At 41.6% G+C, this 16,961-nt stretch carries 18 protein-coding genes; 5 read left to right on the top strand and 13 right to left on the bottom strand.

Features of this window, described 5'->3' with window-relative positions; genetic code table 11:
• Positions 1-384 precede the first annotated feature (384 nt).
• The 4 genes from menC to M3205_RS23045 are packed head-to-tail and all read right to left on the bottom strand — an operon-like array spanning position 385 to position 4,339.
• Entirely contained in the window at positions 385-1,509 is a 1,125-nt protein-coding gene (gene menC / locus M3205_RS23060; RefSeq protein WP_251172031.1) for an o-succinylbenzoate synthase, read from the bottom strand.
• A 21-nt stretch (positions 1,510-1,530) separates the two neighbouring features.
• The gene (locus M3205_RS23055; protein ID WP_251172030.1) at positions 1,531-2,349 is read right to left on the bottom strand and encodes a GNAT family N-acetyltransferase; all 819 of its coding nucleotides are present in this window, start codon (positions 2,347-2,349) and stop codon (positions 1,531-1,533) included.
• A 2-nt stretch (positions 2,350-2,351) separates the two neighbouring features.
• Positions 2,352-3,479 carry a M20 peptidase aminoacylase family protein gene (locus M3205_RS23050; protein ID WP_251172029.1) on the bottom strand — a complete coding sequence of 376 codons (1,128 nt, stop codon included), beginning with the start codon at positions 3,477-3,479 and terminating at the stop codon, positions 2,352-2,354.
• Positions 3,476-4,339 (bottom strand): MurR/RpiR family transcriptional regulator, encoded by an 864-nt coding sequence (locus M3205_RS23045; protein ID WP_251172028.1) that lies wholly within the window; start codon positions 4,337-4,339, stop codon positions 3,476-3,478. Before M3205_RS23045 ends, M3205_RS23050 begins: the two co-directional genes overlap by 4 nt.
• Positions 4,340-4,607: 268 nt before the next feature.
• Between M3205_RS23045 and M3205_RS23040 the strand changes: the two genes are divergently transcribed.
• On the top strand, positions 4,608-5,105 hold the full coding sequence (locus tag M3205_RS23040; RefSeq protein WP_251172027.1) for a GNAT family N-acetyltransferase: 498 nt from the start codon (positions 4,608-4,610) through the stop codon (positions 5,103-5,105).
• A gap of 92 nt (positions 5,106-5,197) precedes the next feature.
• On the opposite strand, the gene M3205_RS23035 is transcribed toward M3205_RS23040, so the two are convergent.
• The 4 genes from M3205_RS23035 to M3205_RS23020 all read right to left on the bottom strand — a co-directional run bounded on the left by M3205_RS23035 (position 5,198) and on the right by M3205_RS23020 (position 9,260).
• Entirely contained in the window at positions 5,198-6,796 is a 1,599-nt protein-coding gene (locus tag M3205_RS23035; RefSeq protein WP_251172026.1) for an ABC transporter permease, read from the bottom strand.
• Positions 6,796-7,698 carry an ABC transporter ATP-binding protein gene (locus tag M3205_RS23030; RefSeq protein ID WP_251172025.1) on the bottom strand — a complete coding sequence of 301 codons (903 nt, stop codon included), beginning with the start codon at positions 7,696-7,698 and terminating at the stop codon, positions 6,796-6,798. The genes M3205_RS23035 and M3205_RS23030 overlap by 1 nt, the downstream gene beginning before the upstream one ends.
• Before the next feature lie 5 nt (positions 7,699-7,703).
• Positions 7,704-8,303 (bottom strand): TetR/AcrR family transcriptional regulator, encoded by a 600-nt coding sequence (locus tag M3205_RS23025; RefSeq protein ID WP_251172024.1) that lies wholly within the window; start codon positions 8,301-8,303, stop codon positions 7,704-7,706.
• Positions 8,304-8,639: 336 nt separating this feature from the next.
• Positions 8,640-9,260: an aminoglycoside phosphotransferase family protein gene (locus tag M3205_RS23020; protein ID WP_251172032.1), complete on the bottom strand. Its 621-nt coding sequence runs from the start codon at positions 9,258-9,260 to the stop codon at positions 8,640-8,642.
• A 474-nt stretch (positions 9,261-9,734) separates the two neighbouring features.
• Between M3205_RS23020 and M3205_RS23015 the strand changes: the two genes are divergently transcribed.
• The 3 genes from M3205_RS23015 (at position 9,735) to M3205_RS23005 (ending at position 12,219) form a co-directional block, all read left to right on the top strand.
• Positions 9,735-10,847, top strand: coding sequence for a YibE/F family protein (locus M3205_RS23015; RefSeq protein WP_251172023.1), 1,113 nt, complete (start codon positions 9,735-9,737; stop codon positions 10,845-10,847).
• Positions 10,844-11,611, top strand: a complete 768-nt coding sequence (locus tag M3205_RS23010) for a YibE/F family protein (RefSeq protein ID WP_251172022.1) — start codon at positions 10,844-10,846, stop codon at positions 11,609-11,611. Before M3205_RS23015 ends, M3205_RS23010 begins: the two co-directional genes overlap by 4 nt.
• 116 nt (positions 11,612-11,727) lie before the next feature.
• The gene (locus M3205_RS23005; protein ID WP_251172021.1) at positions 11,728-12,219 is read left to right on the top strand and encodes a CBO0543 family protein; all 492 of its coding nucleotides are present in this window, start codon (positions 11,728-11,730) and stop codon (positions 12,217-12,219) included.
• A 12-nt stretch (positions 12,220-12,231) separates the two neighbouring features.
• On the opposite strand, the gene M3205_RS23000 is transcribed toward M3205_RS23005, so the two are convergent.
• The 5 genes from M3205_RS23000 to M3205_RS22980 all read right to left on the bottom strand — a co-directional run bounded on the left by M3205_RS23000 (position 12,232) and on the right by M3205_RS22980 (position 15,457).
• Complete coding sequence (locus M3205_RS23000) at positions 12,232-13,035, bottom strand: DUF817 domain-containing protein (RefSeq protein WP_251172020.1); 804 nt, start codon at positions 13,033-13,035, stop codon at positions 12,232-12,234.
• A 36-nt stretch (positions 13,036-13,071) separates the two neighbouring features.
• Positions 13,072-13,281: a helix-turn-helix domain-containing protein gene (locus M3205_RS22995; RefSeq protein WP_251172019.1), complete on the bottom strand. Its 210-nt coding sequence runs from the start codon at positions 13,279-13,281 to the stop codon at positions 13,072-13,074.
• 9 nt (positions 13,282-13,290) lie between these two features.
• Complete coding sequence (locus M3205_RS22990; protein WP_251172018.1) at positions 13,291-13,773, bottom strand: DUF2975 domain-containing protein; 483 nt, start codon at positions 13,771-13,773, stop codon at positions 13,291-13,293.
• A gap of 178 nt (positions 13,774-13,951) precedes the next feature.
• Positions 13,952-14,506, bottom strand: a complete 555-nt coding sequence (locus tag M3205_RS22985; protein WP_251172017.1) for a DUF3231 family protein — start codon at positions 14,504-14,506, stop codon at positions 13,952-13,954.
• Positions 14,507-14,770: 264 nt separating this feature from the next.
• A complete protein-coding gene (locus tag M3205_RS22980) occupies positions 14,771-15,457 on the bottom strand; it encodes a lysoplasmalogenase (protein ID WP_251172016.1) in 687 nt (228 codons plus the stop codon).
• Positions 15,458-15,681: 224 nt separating this feature from the next.
• Here M3205_RS22980 and M3205_RS22975 point away from each other — a divergent pair, with 224 nt between their 5' ends.
• The gene (locus M3205_RS22975) at positions 15,682-16,266 is read left to right on the top strand and encodes a hypothetical protein (protein ID WP_251172015.1); all 585 of its coding nucleotides are present in this window, start codon (positions 15,682-15,684) and stop codon (positions 16,264-16,266) included.
• Positions 16,267-16,961: the final 695 nt, after the last annotated feature.

Genomic DNA, 16,961 nt, shown 5'->3' with positions numbered 1-16,961 from the left:
ATTTAGGTTGAACTGTAATTGAGTCATAATTAATTCCTCCAACTTGTTTTTCGTAGCTGATAACATTGTTGACCAAAGGAATTAATTTGACTCATTTTCTTTTTACACAATTATATGGGCTTGACCCCATTTTTCCGCTTGAGTGGCACTATTCACTCCGTTTAGGGACGCTCACGCTCGATTATTCCAGTTGAGTGGCACTATTCAGGCCAATGAGTGCCGCTCACGACTGTTCATGCACAACGAGCGGCACTATTCCCAACCTTGAAGGGCGCTCGCACTCGATTGTTCCACTTGAGTGGCACTATTCCCATCGATAAGGGCCGCTCGCGCTCCATTTTTCCACCCGAGCGGTACTATCCCATCGATAAGTGCAACTAGCGCTTATCTACTAACCTTCTCCACCGCAAATCTCTTCTCAAAAACAGTAAACTCCCTAATAGTTTCATAATTCGGTTCATACCCAATTCCGGATCTTTCTGGAACCTTAATCATCCCATTTCCTACGGTTACTTCAGGCTCAATCAAATCCTTCTCCCAATAGCGGGATGATGCAGCTGTGTCCCCTGGCATAACAAAGTTTGATAGAGTGGTTAAGGCAATATTATGAGCTCTGCCGATGCCGGATTCCAGCATGCCTCCGCACCATACCGGGATGCCGCGTTCCTGGCAGAGGTCATGAATTTTTTTGGATTCTGTCAATCCTCCGACACGTCCGATTTTAATATTAATAATTTTGCAGCTTCCAAGCTCAATCGCCTTGCGCGCATCCTCATAGGAATGGATGCTTTCATCGAGGCAAACCGGTGTTTTAAGTTCCCTCTGAAGGACAGCATGGTCAATAATGTCATCAGAGGCCAGCGGCTGCTCGATCATCATCAGATCAAATTCATCCAGCTGTTTTAACAGTTCAATATCCTTAAGTGTGTACGCTGAGTTTGCATCCGCCATAAGCGCTATATCCGGGAAATGCTTCCTCACTTCCCTCATGACCTCAACATCCCATCCCGGCTTGATTTTCACTTTAATTCGTTTGTAGCCATCCTCTACATATTCACCAATGAGATTCAGCAAGTCCTCAACTGTATCCTGTATTCCGATGCTGATTCCAACTTCAATTTCGTTCGCTGTCCCGCCAAGAGCCTTCGCAAGCGGAATTCCTTTCTGCTTGGCATATAAATCCCAAACCGCCCCTTCAAAAGCCGACTTCGCCATATTGTTTTTCCGTATGTACGAGAGCGTTCGCGACACTTCATCAGGATGTTCCATTTCTTTGTTTAATAGATTTGGAATGATGAAATCTTCAAGCATGTGCCAGTTCGTTTTTAGCGTTTCTTCGTTATACCATGGTGAATGAAAGGCAACAGATTCTCCCCAGCCGCTCACTCCGTTCTCATCCTTCGCTTCCAGTAAAAGAAATTCTTTATCCTGAAACGTTCCAAAGCTTGTTGTAAATGGTGCTTTCATTCTCATTTTCATATGTCTCAATACGACTTCTGTTACCTTCATATACATTCCCGCCTTTTACTGTTAGTTGAGTGTAAGCTCGTTTCGCTGAACTAATACATAGTAGTGTACCGGGCCTGCTGCACTTTTTTGAAAACCCGCCATCGCGTACCCTTGTGAAAATAACGACTGAAAAATCCCTCTGGTTTTGAAGCGCCAGTCCATCGCAAGGTCGAAATTTTGATTTTTAATAGCTTGAAAGTTTGCCGGAATCGGAACAAGCACCGGTCCTCCTGAACCATTCCATTCCGTATTTAATAAAACTGGAAAATTGTCTTCTGAAAGTCCCCAGTCAAACGGATCCTCTGCAGAAGCTGCTTCAATACTAAATCGCGCCTCAACATGTTGACTGGTAATCCACCATTCCACCTTTAACCTGTCTGTCGGCAGTCCATGATTCAAATTATCATCCATATCTCCATAGCAATTCTCCACATAAGTGGAGCAAACTGCATTCAGCTTGGACAAGTTCAGGTAGGCATTCCGGCTTTCAAGCGGATCAAACGTCCAGGTGATCAGGTCATAACCCAACTCAGCGGCCAGTTCCTTTTGCTTCTGCTTTAATAACGCGCCAAGCCCCTTATCCTGGTGATCGGGGTGAATACCAAGCATATGGGAGCAAAGATACCCTTTTCCTCTGTTGAAACCGGGAAATCCGTAGCTGAATCCCACCAGTACTTCTTCTATAAATGCCCCAAGGAGAAGCCCGCCGTTCTGGGCAGCTGTGATGGTTTGATGAACCGGAAGCGGGGCCATGTTCCAGATAATCTCCTCCAGCTTTTGAATCAGATTCATATCGCTTGCTGTCTTTAATATCCGCAAATCAATTGTCACAGCAGCCATCTTCACTCCTCCTTTTCCATAGTAGCCATTACCGCCCTGGCCAGTATTTCCACTCCTGAGTAGATCGCTTCCCGATTGAATGTCATGTCCGGATGATGAAGGCCCGGCTGCAGGTCACAGCCCAATCCTAGCATCGTGGCCTTAATATTCGGCTTTTTGAGGGTGTAAAAATGGAAGTCTTCCCCGCCTGATGTCACGATTGGCTCTCGTAATCGGCCGGCTCCAAGTACATCTATTACGGCCTTTTCCAGAAAATGCTGAGCTTCTTCATCTACCTCAGCTGCTGCCACATTCGCTTTCGTCTCCAATGTAATTTTGACTCCGTAGAGCTTGGATAAATACTCCGTGATCGTTTCAATTTTTTCAGACAGCGCGTTGATCACTTCATTGGTTTGAGCACGCAGATCTAAACTGAAGGAAGCTTTTCCAGGTATGATATTGCCTGAGTCACTGCCCGCATGGAATTTGGTCATTTTAGCTGTATAGGGGACCATCGGATCCAAATGAATATTTTTGATTTCATGAATAAAGGAAGCGCCAATCTCGATGGCATTCTGGCCAAGATGCGGTCGGGCCCCATGGGCGTCTTCCCCGATAATTTCCCCTGTCAGAAATCTTGCTGCGCCGTGGTAAATGGCTGCCGATGCTTCCCCGTCTCTAATTTCCTGAATGGGTCTAAGGTGTACACCATACAGGTAATCCACATCATCCAGCACGCCAAGCTCAATCATTTTCAGAGCACCGGTGCCCTTTTCTTCAGCCGGCTGAAAGATGAATTTCAGCTTGCCTTTTTTAGGGAATCCTGCTGTTTGAAGCAGCAGCATCGCCCCGACCCCCATCGTCATGTGGGCATCATGTCCGCAGGAATGATTCGCCTGAAACTTGCCGTCCACTTCCTGCCAAAGTGCGTCCATATCCGCTCTCAGCGCGACACACGGACTCCCTTCCCCAACTTCAACAACCAGACCGGTGGAATCTCCAAACAGCTGAACCTGAAACCCTCGGCCTTCCAGAAATTTCTGCAGGTACTCGGTAGTCTTATATTCCCTCCAGCTTACCTCCGGATTTTCATGCAAATGCGCAAATACCATCTCCAACGTTGGTTTCAGCTCGTCTATTAAATTTTTCAATCCAACTTCCCTCCCGGCTGAATAAAAAAATGTTCACTTTCCAGCTTTTCATATTGTTCTTTCCTTGTTTGAAATCGTTCCTGATCGTGTATGGACACGCCCGCAATCACTGCATTCAAAAAGGAAAAGAGTGCAGGTGCTGCATCTATCGTCGATTTTTCGGATGAATGAATTTGAAAGAACAAATCAGCATGCTCCTTTATTGGTGCAATCGCTGAATCGGTGATGCCAATTACAAAGGCTCCCTGCTTTTTCGCCAATTCCGCCATTTTGATCGTATCCTTCATATACCGGTCGAATGAAATGGCTATAAACGTCGCATCCTTATCCATTTCTGTAACGGTCAGGAGCAGATCGTCCGTATCCGGCCGGATCAGCTTCGCATTTCCCCTCACCACACCAAGGGTAAAAGAAAGCCAGCTCGCTGCCGAGAATGATGACCTCAGCCCTGTCACATATATTTTTTTCGATTCGATCAGCCGCGCAACCAGGCTATCGAAATCATCCTGACTGATATTCTGAATCGTTTCCCTGATATGGAGACAATCCTTTTCCATCACACTTGCCAGAAACTCCGGCTTCTCAGCCAACTCCATCTTGCTTGTAAAATACTGGTCCAGTGTGCTGTTTGCCTTCAATAGCTGCTCCCTTACCATCTTCTGCAGCTCAGAATAGCCGGAAAGGCGGATGGAATAACAAAAACGGATGACTGTCGTTTCACTGACTCCGATCCTTTTTCCAATCTCACCCGCTGACTCCACAGCAAAATCCTTAGGATGATCCAGCAAATACTTAGCGGCTTTCTGCTGACCTTTGGAGAGGTTATGAAACTCTTTTTCTATTGTCTCTTTTAATATCATGTAAGATCACCTTCAGATTATGAAGTGTAAGCTGTATTCTAATGAATTATGAAGTCTCAGCTTCGTTTTAACTAAATTATCATAAATTTCTTCACAAAACAATAATAATTCTGAAAATTCATTAAGATATTCCCCCTAATCCGCTAAATAGATAGTCCGGCAAATACCTAAAGTACTTCTGCAAAAATGGTAACTTACTTAAAGGTTTGCAGATATGTCCTGTTGAATTAATAAAAATGGATATTAATAAAGGAGGTAACTATTAACCTTGGATGAAATCGAAATAAAAAAAGCTGCAAAGCATCACAGCAGTACAATAATTAATATGCTAAAGCAGATCGCTCAATGGATGAAAGATCATGATATATACCAATGGAGGTTTCTATTAGATGGGGGTGATGATGAAGAGATTGAACAAGCCATTATAAATCAAGAAACATATATTGTCTTAAAAGATAAGGATATTGTGGCTACATTCTCACTATTGTCCAAGCAAAGTGAATGGGATAGGCATATTTGGGGAATTGACAATGCCCCAGATTCGCTTTATTTACATAGACTCGCAATAATTCCTCTATATATGAAAAAGGGTCTGGGTAAAGTGATTTTGGATTGGATTCAGGAGAATGCAAATGAAAAGTATTATCTTAAGTTAGATTGTGTGACAGATAATATAAAATTAAATAACTTTTATAAGCGCAATGGGTTTGAACTTATTGGAATAACCGATGGGCACAGTAAATATCAAAAAAGGATAAAAGAATAGTAGAATTTCAAAGAAAAATGCTTGGATAATAAGTAAGCTCCAAGCATCTTTCTTATCATTTTATCCCATTTGCACTGCACTTTAATCGATCATCACTCAATCTCCCGCCGATTAAATCCAATCAATCCCGCTATTGCCAATCCCCCTGCAATTAAACACAATAAAAGGAGCGGGAAAACTGAAAATTCCTCTATAGGCGTTTGCGGCACATGGCCAAAAGGAGAAAGGCTGCCCACCCAGTCAGAGAACTGGAATAAGCCCCCTAAATACAGAACAACAAAAGAATATAAGACATAAAGCCAAATGAAACCTGTGAACCTTGGCAGGAAGCCAGTTAAAAATACGGCCAGACTAATCATGACCAGCATGGCTGGATAATAGGACAAGGCAGCCTCAAAGATCATACCGAAGGATAGCCCGCCTTCAACCACAGCATCCCCGGCAGACCATAACCCGAGTGCAGCCAGCGAGATCATGAGTAATCCATTTAAGACAGAAATGACGAAATAACTGCCTAACAGCCTGCTCCGCGAGACCGCTCTGCTCAAAAGATGAACCACACGTTCCTTCTTCTCTTCACCTCGCAGCTTATTCATGGCCATCACGGGGGGAACCGTTGCCAGCAGTGAAATAACAATCATCAGCATGGGGATGAATTGTTCCACTAATGTCAGCCCTTCTGTTGGCTTTAAGAGCTTTTTCATGGCATCATTATCTGCGAAAAATGATTCCAGATCCCCTAATACGGAACCGTAGGAAGCCCCCAGCACGAACATGCCGATTGCCCATGATATAATACCGGTCCGCTGCAATCTTAGCGCAAGGCCTATCGGACTCTGCAAAAAGCGGGATGCATATTTTTTTCCGGGCCTTGATGGCAAAAATCCGCGGTCCAGATCCCTAATAGCATTCAAGTAATTCGCAGCAGCAAATAGAACCATAGCTGCAGCAGCCATTAGAATAATCGGCCGCCAATTATTAGAATCATAGACTTCCGCTTTGGTTACCCAAGCGAGCGGAGAAAGCCAGGACAAGGATTCATTGCTGATATCTGTAATGGCTCTGAAAAGATAAGAAAGCAGAAGAAAGCTGATCGAATAACCGATGGTTCCCCTTGAACTATCTGATGCTTGAGCAAATACGGCTGTAACACCTGCGAAAAATAATCCTGTCGCCCCTAATGCTGCACCATAAAGCAATGAGCCTTCAAGATCCATGCTTTCAATTCCAAGGGCATAAAGGCCGAATCCGTTAATCAGAGCCAATCCGATGCAGGCTGCCGATACAACAAGCAGTGATGCATTTAAATAGGATAGGCGCCCTACAGTCAGAGAACGCAGCATTTCGAGGCGTCCCTCCTCTTCATCTGCCCGGGTATGGCGCGTTACCAGCAGGATGCTCATTAAACCTGTTACAACAGCTGTCATAAGAAGCATTTGATGAGCTGTCATCACCCCAATGGTATAGTTACTTAAATCCGCGGGACCAGTCATAGCCGTCATCGCCGGGTTGGCCATCGTCTGTGCCATACCATCCCTTTCCTGCTCGGAACTATATAGTCCTTCAAGAGCTACTGGAACAATGATAGTAAAAAAAGTAAGTGACAGTACCCAAATCGGAATCCGCAACCGGTCCAGACGGAAAATAAATTTTGAAAGGAAAGCGGTTTTGGCCAAGTGATTGCCTGCCATCAGCGCACACCTCCCGTATCCTTCTCTCCCTCATAATGGCGCATGAATAAATCCTCTAAGGTTGGCGGAGCACATTCGAGCCTAGTAATCCCAAATGGGGAGATATGCCTGATGACAGCATCCATTTCTGCTGTATCGACTTGAAACGCCACTCCATGCTCACTTCCTTCAATGGCATGAACACCATTCAAGTCATGTAAATCTGTGATCGGCCGTTTCGTGTCAACGAGCATTTGAGTACGGGTTAAGTGGCGAAGCTCACTTAAAGTACCTGACTCAATAATCCTCCCTTGACGGATAATGCTGACCCGGTCGCACAGCTTTTCTACCTCAGATAAAATATGGCTGGACAAAAGAACACTTTTTCCTTGTCTCTTCACTTCCAGTACACATTCCTGAAAAACTTTTTCCATAAGAGGATCAAGTCCAGATGTCGGCTCATCGAGAATGAACAGATCCGCATCAGAGGAGAACGCCGCAATCAGTGCCACCTTTTGTCTGTTTCCCTTGGAATAGGTTCTGCACTTCTTGGATGGATCCAAGTCAAATTTAGCGATTAACTCCTCCCTTTTTGACTTATTCCCGGTGCCATTTAATTTAATGAATAAATCAATGACTTCTCCCCCAGTTAAGTTCGGCCATAAGTTCACGTCACCAGGCACATAGGCTACCCTTTTATGGATATCAACAGCATCCTGCCAGGCATCCATATCAAATAGCTTCACTTCTCCATCTGTTGCCTTTAAAATTCCTAATAACACGCGGATGGTGGTGGACTTCCCTGCCCCATTTGGACCGATAAACCCCAGTACCTCACCCGCATTCACCTCAAGATTTACCCCGTTTAATGCTGTAAACTTGCCGAATTTCTTTGTCAGGCCGGTTACTTTTAAAAGGCTCATGCTCATCACTCCCCATTTTTATAAAAACAGCTCTTTAAAATTTCTTTATATTCGTCCCATTCGTTAAACATCTCAGTACCAATATCTTCAAATGATTTAATTTTGGCGATTTGCAGTTCTGCAAAGCCAGTCATGGCCCAATTCAGGATATTCATAGCTTTTTCCGGTTCTATATCCTCCCGAAGCTTTGACCAGTCGATGTTTTCGTAGATTCTTTTGAAGCCATCTTTTTGAACGTTTGCCAGCAGTTGATTTATTTCAGATTTTACATCCTTCGCATCTTCTTCAATCAGCGATTTCAGGAAATCAAATACTAGGGGATACTTTTTTTGAATGTTTAGCTTAATAAACCCTACCTGGCTGATTCGTTCAAAAATGTCTCTTTCATTCATGTCTATTTCCACATAGATTTGTTCAATGATGTTTAGCGCATTCTGAATTAAAAATAAGTATAAATCCTTTTTATTGCTGAAATAGTTAAATAATGAGCCTTTACTTATTTGAGCATCCTTGACGATCTCATTTGTAGACGCCTTCTCAAAACCGCTTTTCACAAATTCCTTCATGGCTGCATTGATGATCCGTTCCTGTTTTTCGGGTTTCAAGCTGTAAAAAGTAGTATTAATTATATTACACCCCTTTCAGAAAGATGACCAAAGTGGTCAATTTCATAATATTAAAAAATGACCACTTCGGTCAATCTTTAAATAGAAAATTTTATCAATTTTTTATTTCGAGTTTTATTCAAATTGACACGGGGATACATGGTTATATAGGAGGTGAGGAATATGACAATGATTTTTTACAAAGCGATGGAGGCTTTTAAAAAGGATGCAGAAAATCAGAAAGAAGAACAACAGCAGCAAGCACTTCTAAATGCTAAAAAGAAATAAGATACTGATTCTCTTCATCCTTTTTGGATGATTTTTTTTGCCCATTTATTAAATGAATTCTTTAATGATGTCCAACAGCCTCTTATGTTCTCCCTCTGATACATTTTCCGATAATCTTGCTGCCGCTATAATAGGAATCCAATGAAAGATTTCCTCTCTTGATATACCGGTAAGGCTGCTATAAATATGTACATATCTTTTTGCCAGCTTGGCGGAAGCTTCCGATATCAATAGGTAGGTACGTGTGACATCAGCCAGGACATCACCAGAGCTCGAAACAACCCAATCAATAACAGTCACAGTACTTTCACCTATAATGATATTAAATGGATGAAAATCTCCATGAAACAATTTTGAATCGGACATCATTGAATCCAATTTTTTCAGTAAAATTATTTTCTGTTCCTGATTTAATGTTTCCACTATTTGAATCTGTTTGTACAATCTATCAGTCATAGAACCAATGACAGATGGATCAGCCGGCATAGCATCTATTTTTTGCTGCATTTGTGCACAAATAGTTAAATAATGGTCTGGTGATTCCATTTTATTCCCTTTTACATACTTCATTATTATGGCCTGTCTGCCCTCTATCTCTGCTGCTTTAACAATTTTGGGAACAGGAAGCCCACATGAGAAGGCATATTCCTGCTTGTTTGCTTCATGGATATGTTCTAAAGGTGGTAAATGCTCTTTAAATACTTGTCTTTTTTCGAATAAAATGTGTTTTTTCGGTTATCAATGTTGTCCGTTGATTTCCTCTCCAGGAGGCTCGCTTTCCGCGGGGCGTGCGCTGAGCCTCCTCGACGATACGCGTCTGCGGGGTCTCACCTGACCCGCTGAGTCTTGCACCTTCCGCTCCAATCCACTCAGTATATAGAATACAAAAAGCAAAATACTTTCATAATCTTATCCTCAGCCTGATAGATTTCAGCTGTATTCCCCAACAGCGATTGGTTTGCCCAAGTTCACCTGTTTTCCCCCCTTGTATAATAGTCTGGTTAGTTCATTCGATTCACTATTTCAGAATCCTCCTTCCCTTCTGCCAAGAGATGCATGTGCTGAAACTTGACTATCTGAAAAAATTCCTGCTATCCTAAGTCCGTTATAAATGTCTGTATTTTTTTATCCTGGAGGGTTATTTTGAAAAACATTACTAGAAACAAAATCTATTTTTATATCGTTTTATCCATATGTATAGCAGCCTCAGTGCTGTTTGTACAAAACAATGATTCTTTTTATGAACGTACGATCGCGAAAGTGAAGGAAGTTCAGATTGTTCATACTGAAAAAACAACAGATATTTATGATAATGAGGACCGTCTATATGAACAGCGGATCACAGCAGAAATTACAAATGGAAAAGCAAAAGGACAAGAGATTCGTATAACCAATCAATATTCAAAATCCAAAGCTTATGACAATGAAATTCAGTCAGGGCAAAAATTATTTGTATCCATTAAAGATGAAGGTGCAGACAATTTAAGCGGAGATATCCTTGATCTGAAACGCGACCATTACATACTGTTAACAGGATGGATCTTTATTCTGATCCTGCTCTTTGTCGGGAAAAAGCAAGGTCTTTTTTCGATCATTAGCCTGATCATTAATGCTGTGCTGCTTTCCTATTCGCTGGATGTCTATCTGAAGAACCCGGAAATAAGCCTGCTGCTGATAGGCAGTGCGGCGGTAATCCTATTTACCGTTACCTCGCTTCTGCTTGCAAACGGCTTTAATGAAAAAACCTATGCAGCCATTATCGCAACACTTGCAGCAACATTCTTGTCGTTATTAATCACCTATCTGGTCATATGGCTGACTGGCGGGAAGGGCCTAAGATACGAAGAGCTCCAGTTTATCACCAGGCCCTATAAGATGGTTTTCTTAGCCGGTTTATTTATCGGCTCTCTGGGGGCGGTTATGGATGTGGCCATTACGATGTCATCTACACTGTTCAGCTTATATGAAAAAAACAACAGCATTCCTGTACAGGCCCTTAAACGCTCTGGAATGGAAGTGGGCAAAGATATTATGGGCACCATGACGAATATATTGTTTTTCGCCTATATCAGCGGCTCCCTTCCTATGCTTATTCTTTATATTAAAAATGACTCACCCCTCGGGTTCAGTCTATCGATGAATCTTTCCTTGGAATTAGCACGGGCACTTGCCGGAGGAATCGGCATCGTCATTACTATTCCGATAGGCTTGTTTACGGCCATCTATTTTATTACTAGAAAGAGGGCACAAATATGAATACAACACTAGTGCTGGCTGCGATTTTATTTTTGTTGATGACCCTTATCGGCGGCAAAAAAGGTGCACGGTCCTTTTTTGCAATCTTCCTTAATTTCGGAGTGATCATTTTCGTCCTTTTCTTCATGAATGATCCAAACATCAATCCTATCGCCGTTACTATAATAGCCTGTGCCTTCATTGGCTGTATCAATTTATTTTTTATTAATGAAGTGAACATCAAAACGATAACCGCCTTTATGGCTTCCATCATCACAACGGTCATTCTCATTGCATTTATTGTCATCATGGCAGAAAAAGCCATGATTCAGGGATTTGGTGAAGAGGAAATTGAAGAGTTAAGCATATTTTCCCTTTATATCGGAATTGATTTTGTGAAAGTGGCTGCGTCGGTTGTCATCATGAGCACAATTGGCGCCATTACGGATGCTGCAATGGCCATTTCATCCCCCATGAGGGAAATTCATTATCACCACCCGGATATTAGCAGAAAAGACTTATTCCAAGCAGGCATCGGAATCGGCAAGGACATACTCGGAACAAGCACCAACACGTTATTTTTCGCCTTTTTCGGTGGATATTTGGCACTGCTGATCTGGTTTAAAGACTTATCCTATTCACCAGGTGAAATCATCAATTCTAAGATTTTCAGCGGCGAAATGATCACCATCTTCTGTGCAGGGATAGGAGTTACCATGGTGATTCCGATTACTTCCTGGATTACCGCCATGTATTTGGTGAAGATAGGAAATTCAGCTGAATAGCATTGAATGTTTTGATAAAGACCAATAGTACAAGGATTAATTACCTATTTTTACATTATATGGTATTTAGTGTTGGATTTCGTCCATACTAGGAAAGAGTAAAATGAGGTGAACCTATGCACTGCATCCTTGTATTAGTGGTTATCATTCTTTCATATATAAAAGGCGACTGGAAAAATTGGGAGAGTTATTATCCGACTATGCTATATATTTCCGTGGCCTCTTTCATATACGAATTCATTTCCCACAGCCATTTTCATTTATGGGAGCTTGAAGAAGGGATATTGGATTTGATGGGCACCCACCTGGTGCATAATATTGTGATTAATCCTTTAATCGGCTTTGTGTTTTTATCTAATTATCCCCAAAACTCGAAAAGTAAAATCTGGTATTTTGCACGATGGCTTGTTTTGTTTTGGGCGGTTGAATGGCTGGGCTCCCGTTTTCACTTCATCAGCTATCATAATGGGTGGAACATCTGGTGGTCTTTCCAATTTCTCGCCATTATGTTTCCAATGATCCGATTACACTATCTCCACAAATTAAGAGCATTGATTCTTTCTGTTCCGATTGCTGCTTTTTATTTGTTCATGTTTGATTTTCTATAGTGAACACGCGGTTTACCTGCGAGTATTCCCTTTAACCTGCTTTAAGGTCGCCACAATCATGAAGCTGACAATCACGAGTAAAAGCCAGGAGCTCACCTTCCCCAAATGAACAAGGCTCCATGCTTCTGACTGATTGGGGTATTCCCAGGCACTAAAGAATGTCGCTATATTTTCCGCTATCCATATAAAAAAACCGATTAATACAAAAGAAAGTGCAAGCGGCATTCTGTATTGACTTCCGCCTACCTCGTAGCGGACCCAGGATTTCCAAAATACAATGAGGACCACTCCGGAGAGCCACCAGCGAACATCGATCCAAAAATGGTGAGTGAAAAAATTTAAATAAATCGCAGCAGCAAGAGGCACTACTGCCCAAAATGGCGGCCACTTGACCAAATCAACCTTTAGCCTTCTCCACGCCTGACACAGATAACTCGCTACACTGGCATACATGAATCCGCTGTACAAAGGAACGCCAAACACCTTGGAATATCCCTCTTCCGGATAAGCCCATGAACCCATATGCACCTTGAATAGTTCCAGAGCAAGGCCAATAATGTGGAACAGCGTGATAACCTTCAATTCATCATTTGTTTCAAGCTCCGATTTCACCATCACCCACTGCATAAGAAGACAGATGATCAAAAGCCAGTCATACCGTGGTAAAATAGGCAGGTGCAGAAACTTGGTTAACGCTAATGAAGCAAAAATGACAACCGGAAACAAACAGGACAAAGCCTGATCCCAGCCAAAACGAAAAAGCTGTTTTATGAATCTTACCGGCTGAGATTCCATTTTTTGAATCGTCAAATCCATATTCATCACTCCCTTTAGAACAATCCTCCGTTCGATCTAATCATCACTGCGGTATTCAAGAATATCGCCAGGCTGGCAGTCCAGTGCTTTGCAAATGGCCTCCAATGTTGAAAACCTGATCGCCTTCGCCTTCCCATTTTTTAAAATAGAGAGATTAGCCATGGTGATTCCTACCCTCTCTGAAAGTTCCGTTACACTCATTTTCCTTTTTGCCAGCATCACATCTACATTGATTATGATTGTCATGTACTCACCTCAGACCGTTAAATCATTTTCTGATTTGATATCAATTGCCTCTTGCAGAAGCTTTTGCAGAACAGCCGCAAAAACAGCAATCACCATGGAAGCAAAAGGAACAACCAATCCGACGAAGATGACCCCTGGGGCATCATCTAACTCTGCAAAAACATAAAAGAGCGGCAGCACCAGTACATGCAAACAGGCGATCGTGATGGCACAAAATTTAATTTTCCTTAATGCGACGACAGATAAATCAGAGAACGCTTTATTTTTGTCAATGTAGCGCAAAAGCTTGAAAGCCTGGTAAAGCGCAAGATAAAAGGGAATCGTTGACCCATAGAACACGATGTAAACCCAATATTGAAAAAAAGCAAACTTTGGAAGCATTTTCCCTGCCTCTTTTCCCAGTTCAGGTACCAGAACGATACACAGAACGAGAATTGGGATTCCTAATAGAAATACAGCTATTTTTAAAAACAGCGTTGTAACCTTTTTCATAAAAACACCTCACTTCTTATTTTCAATTTGATTTTAAATTATTATTTATCGTTTTTCAATAAATATTTAATGTTTTTTATGAATATTTTATTGAAAAATAAAAAAACCATCCCTTTTCAGGATGATTTTGTATCCGTTCAAACAGGTGAAAACCCAATTCAGAAACCTGAATTGGATTTTATTTTTTGGGAGTTCCTGGAGCATAGTAATACGGCGGAACCTTCAGCCATCCCCGCTTTTTCATTAATGTTTTTAACGTGCCGCCAAATACCGTCCATTCTAAGAAAAATTCAGTCCACATACTGCCTATATCATTACGGACAGAGTCTGCTTGCCCTTTTGCACAGGCTGTAGAACAGGTCACTAATTTAAATGCTACCCCATTGGCAATTTCATCATCCGTCAGCTTTACTCCTAATGGAACATCATTCGGATCTGAATGCGGTTTGGCCGATGCTGTATCTGGAAATGGAATTCCTTCTTTTCTCATAAAGTTACTTATTTTCTTGACCTGGGACTCACAAATTTTTACTACATCGTTAAGCATTTCTATCACTTCATCATCAGTCGTCGTATTTAATCCAATTTCTTCGTACCGTAAAAATTCTTCCACTAAGGTTAAATAAGCCCATATATCCCCAACTTCTATTACATGCAAGGGAGATTCAGGTTCGTTTGTATTATCCAAAGCAACCCTGAGCATATTAAAAATTGCTTCTAAAGGATTTGACATCTCTTTACCTCCTATCTTGTATAGGTTGTGTATAGAAGCATAAAAAATTCATAGATACTGTTAGATTCTCAGCTGTTTTGGCATCATCCGAGCCTTTTATAAAGAAGATAAGAGAGTGAAGGTAATGGCTTTATGGTTTGCTCATTTGGTTCAAATATAGTAAAAAGACAGCACTGGGCGCCATCTCCTGGCTCATCTTCCTCACCTTATATTATTGCAGCTACTTGATAAGGAGAGGCTTTCGAAAAAAGACTTTCCTGCAGATCAGAAAGTCTTTCCGCTCTTGATAACGGGAATGACCGCGGGGGCCCCTGCCAATTTCCCGAATGTAGCAAGGCTTGAGGCAATTAGAAATTGTGCAGCATAGTAAGTGGTCATAATCAGCACATCTGAATAAACAATGTCTGTGACAAACATATTCCAAGAGAGAATGGAATCTGAGATTACAAATAATAGGCTTCCCGCTATAGCCAGCCTGTTTCCGGTTAGGATGGCAGATAGAGCCATAATGGAAATGACCATCATATAAGCAATAACCGGCCAAACTAATGCATGTTCCTCTTTCTCAGTTAAAGATGCTATCAACCTGCTGCCAATGATCAAAGAATACAGGCCGATCGGGCTAATGGCTGCAACACGGCCCTTTGTATTCTGTGACAATTTCAAAAATCCAGATAAATAGAAAAGATGGCCAACCAGAAATGCCCCAAGTCCGGCAACAAATGACACGGCAATGAATCCATCCCCTAGCATGCAGAAAAACAAGCCAATCATCACTAAACGCATGGCAGGCGTTGGGCTTGGAGGCAGATTTCGGAATGCATAAATTATAATGAGAACCATAGGGATCAGCTTAAAGGTTACTTTTACTGACAATGGCTCGTCAGGAATGATGAAAATATATAAGAATGCCATCAGACCAATTAAGAAAGGAATAAGCAGTTTTTTCATTTTTATCCATCTCCCTGTCTTTGAATGGAACCTGTGCTCTATGAAAGCGTTCTTATTTTATTCAATAAAGAATCAAGGACTCCTTCTACCCAGCACACTATATTTGACATGGATCAATAATAAAAAAATCTTTCCTTTCTCGAAATACTTATAAAAACGCTCATACAAAAGTAAATAATTGGGAATTATATACTTAACATGCAGTTAAAAGGGGTTTATTTACCATGGAGGAAAACCGGATAAAAGATTTCGATCATATAGTCAAAATGGGTACAGAGGGACAAAAAGCCCTAAATGTTTACTGGATGGAACACAGCATTTACACTTCTTTTGAATACTGGTTCATGGTTATGCTATTTATCATCCCTCTCATAGTGTTATTTTTCAAAATTGATAAAAGTAAACTGTTTTTCATGGGATTCTATGGTTATAGTATTCATATGCTTTTTGGCTATATCGATTTGTTCAATAAAAATTACGGGTTTGTGAATTATCCATTTCCGATGATTCCTATGCTTCCTGGTTTATCCCTTGACTCAAGTTTTGTGCCAGTCATCTTTATGCTGGTTTATCAATGGACATTGAAGCATAAAAAAAATTACTATGTTTATACTGCGCTGACTTCTGCGGTTTTAGCATTTATTTTTAAGCCCTTGCTTATCGGTCTCGGTCTATTCAGGATATATGGAAATAAGAATTCTTTATATCTTTTTGTATGTTACCTAATTGTAGTTATTTTGGCTAAAGTGATTATGGACGTTTTTTTATGGGCTGAACGTAAGTTTAATAACCATAGCCATGTAAATTAAGCATGGAAAGCTAGTAGCAGGTTTATTAATTTTTTCTCAGCCCTTCCTATAGCAGATAATACTATCACCCATCATGAATTCATTTATTCCTGAACCTTATTTCTGTCTGAGTGCAAGCAAATATTGCTCCTGATTGATTTTTTACGGGAGTTGTTAGGGTTCGGACTCTAACTAGTGTTTTTCGCTTTTTGTGCCTTTGACCAGGTTCCGACTCTAGGTGCTGGATTCTCCCTTTTGTGTCAGAAGCTGGAGCAGGTTCTGACTCTAGCTTCCGACTTCCAGCTGTTTGTGTCAGAAGGTTGCTTCTTCTGACTCTCACTCGCCGGTTTCTCCCTTTTGTGTCAGAAGCAGGAGCAGATTCTGACTCTAACTTCTGGTTTCTCGCTTTTTGTGTCAGAAGCTGGAGCAGGTTCTGACTCTAGCTTCCGACTTCCAGCTGTTTGTGTCAGAAGCTGGAGCAGGTTCCGACTCTAGCATCCGATTTCCAGCTGTTTGTGTCAGAAGCTGGAGCAGGTTCTGACTCTAGCTTCCGATTTCCAACTGTTTGTGTCAGAAGGTTGCTCTGCTTAGTCAAGTCCACTATTTTGTGTAAATTCATTCCTAGGAAAAACAAGTTATTTAGCTCTATGTTTTTGAAGTAGTGGAAGGGGGCCCCTTCCACTACTTCAAAAATTTCGCTCCGCAGATTCTACTGG

It is taken from the genome of Cytobacillus firmus (assembly GCF_023715565.1).
GTDB lineage: Bacteria > Bacillota > Bacilli > Bacillales > Cytobacillaceae > Cytobacillus > Cytobacillus firmus_C.
The sequence above is the reverse complement of the archived record's forward strand: the minus strand, read 5'-3'. Positions and strand labels throughout refer to the sequence as shown.

Bases quoted from the DNA above. Each gene is read 5' to 3' on its own strand.
- menC (WP_251172031.1), bottom strand. From the start codon at position 1,509: ATGAAGGTAACAGAAGTCGTATTGAGACATATGAAAATGAGAATGAAA.
- M3205_RS23055 (WP_251172030.1), bottom strand. From the start codon at position 2,349: ATGGCTGCTGTGACAATTGATTTGCGGATATTAAAGACAGCAAGCGAT.
- M3205_RS23045 (WP_251172028.1), bottom strand. From the start codon at position 4,339: ATGATATTAAAAGAGACAATAGAAAAAGAGTTTCATAACCTCTCCAAA.
- M3205_RS23035 (WP_251172026.1), bottom strand. From the start codon at position 6,796: ATGGCAGGCAATCACTTGGCCAAAACCGCTTTCCTTTCAAAATTTATT.
- M3205_RS23030 (WP_251172025.1), bottom strand. From the start codon at position 7,698: ATGAGCCTTTTAAAAGTAACCGGCCTGACAAAGAAATTCGGCAAGTTT.
- M3205_RS23010 (WP_251172022.1), top strand. From the start codon at position 10,844: ATGAATACAACACTAGTGCTGGCTGCGATTTTATTTTTGTTGATGACC.
- M3205_RS23005 (WP_251172021.1), top strand. From the start codon at position 11,728: ATGCACTGCATCCTTGTATTAGTGGTTATCATTCTTTCATATATAAAA.
- M3205_RS23000 (WP_251172020.1), bottom strand. From the start codon at position 13,035: ATGGATTTGACGATTCAAAAAATGGAATCTCAGCCGGTAAGATTCATA.
- M3205_RS22995 (WP_251172019.1), bottom strand. From the start codon at position 13,281: ATGACAATCATAATCAATGTAGATGTGATGCTGGCAAAAAGGAAAATG.
- M3205_RS22990 (WP_251172018.1), bottom strand. From the start codon at position 13,773: ATGAAAAAGGTTACAACGCTGTTTTTAAAAATAGCTGTATTTCTATTA.
- M3205_RS22985 (WP_251172017.1), bottom strand. From the start codon at position 14,506: ATGTCAAATCCTTTAGAAGCAATTTTTAATATGCTCAGGGTTGCTTTG.
- M3205_RS22980 (WP_251172016.1), bottom strand. From the start codon at position 15,457: ATGAAAAAACTGCTTATTCCTTTCTTAATTGGTCTGATGGCATTCTTA.
- M3205_RS22975 (WP_251172015.1), top strand. From the start codon at position 15,682: ATGGAGGAAAACCGGATAAAAGATTTCGATCATATAGTCAAAATGGGT.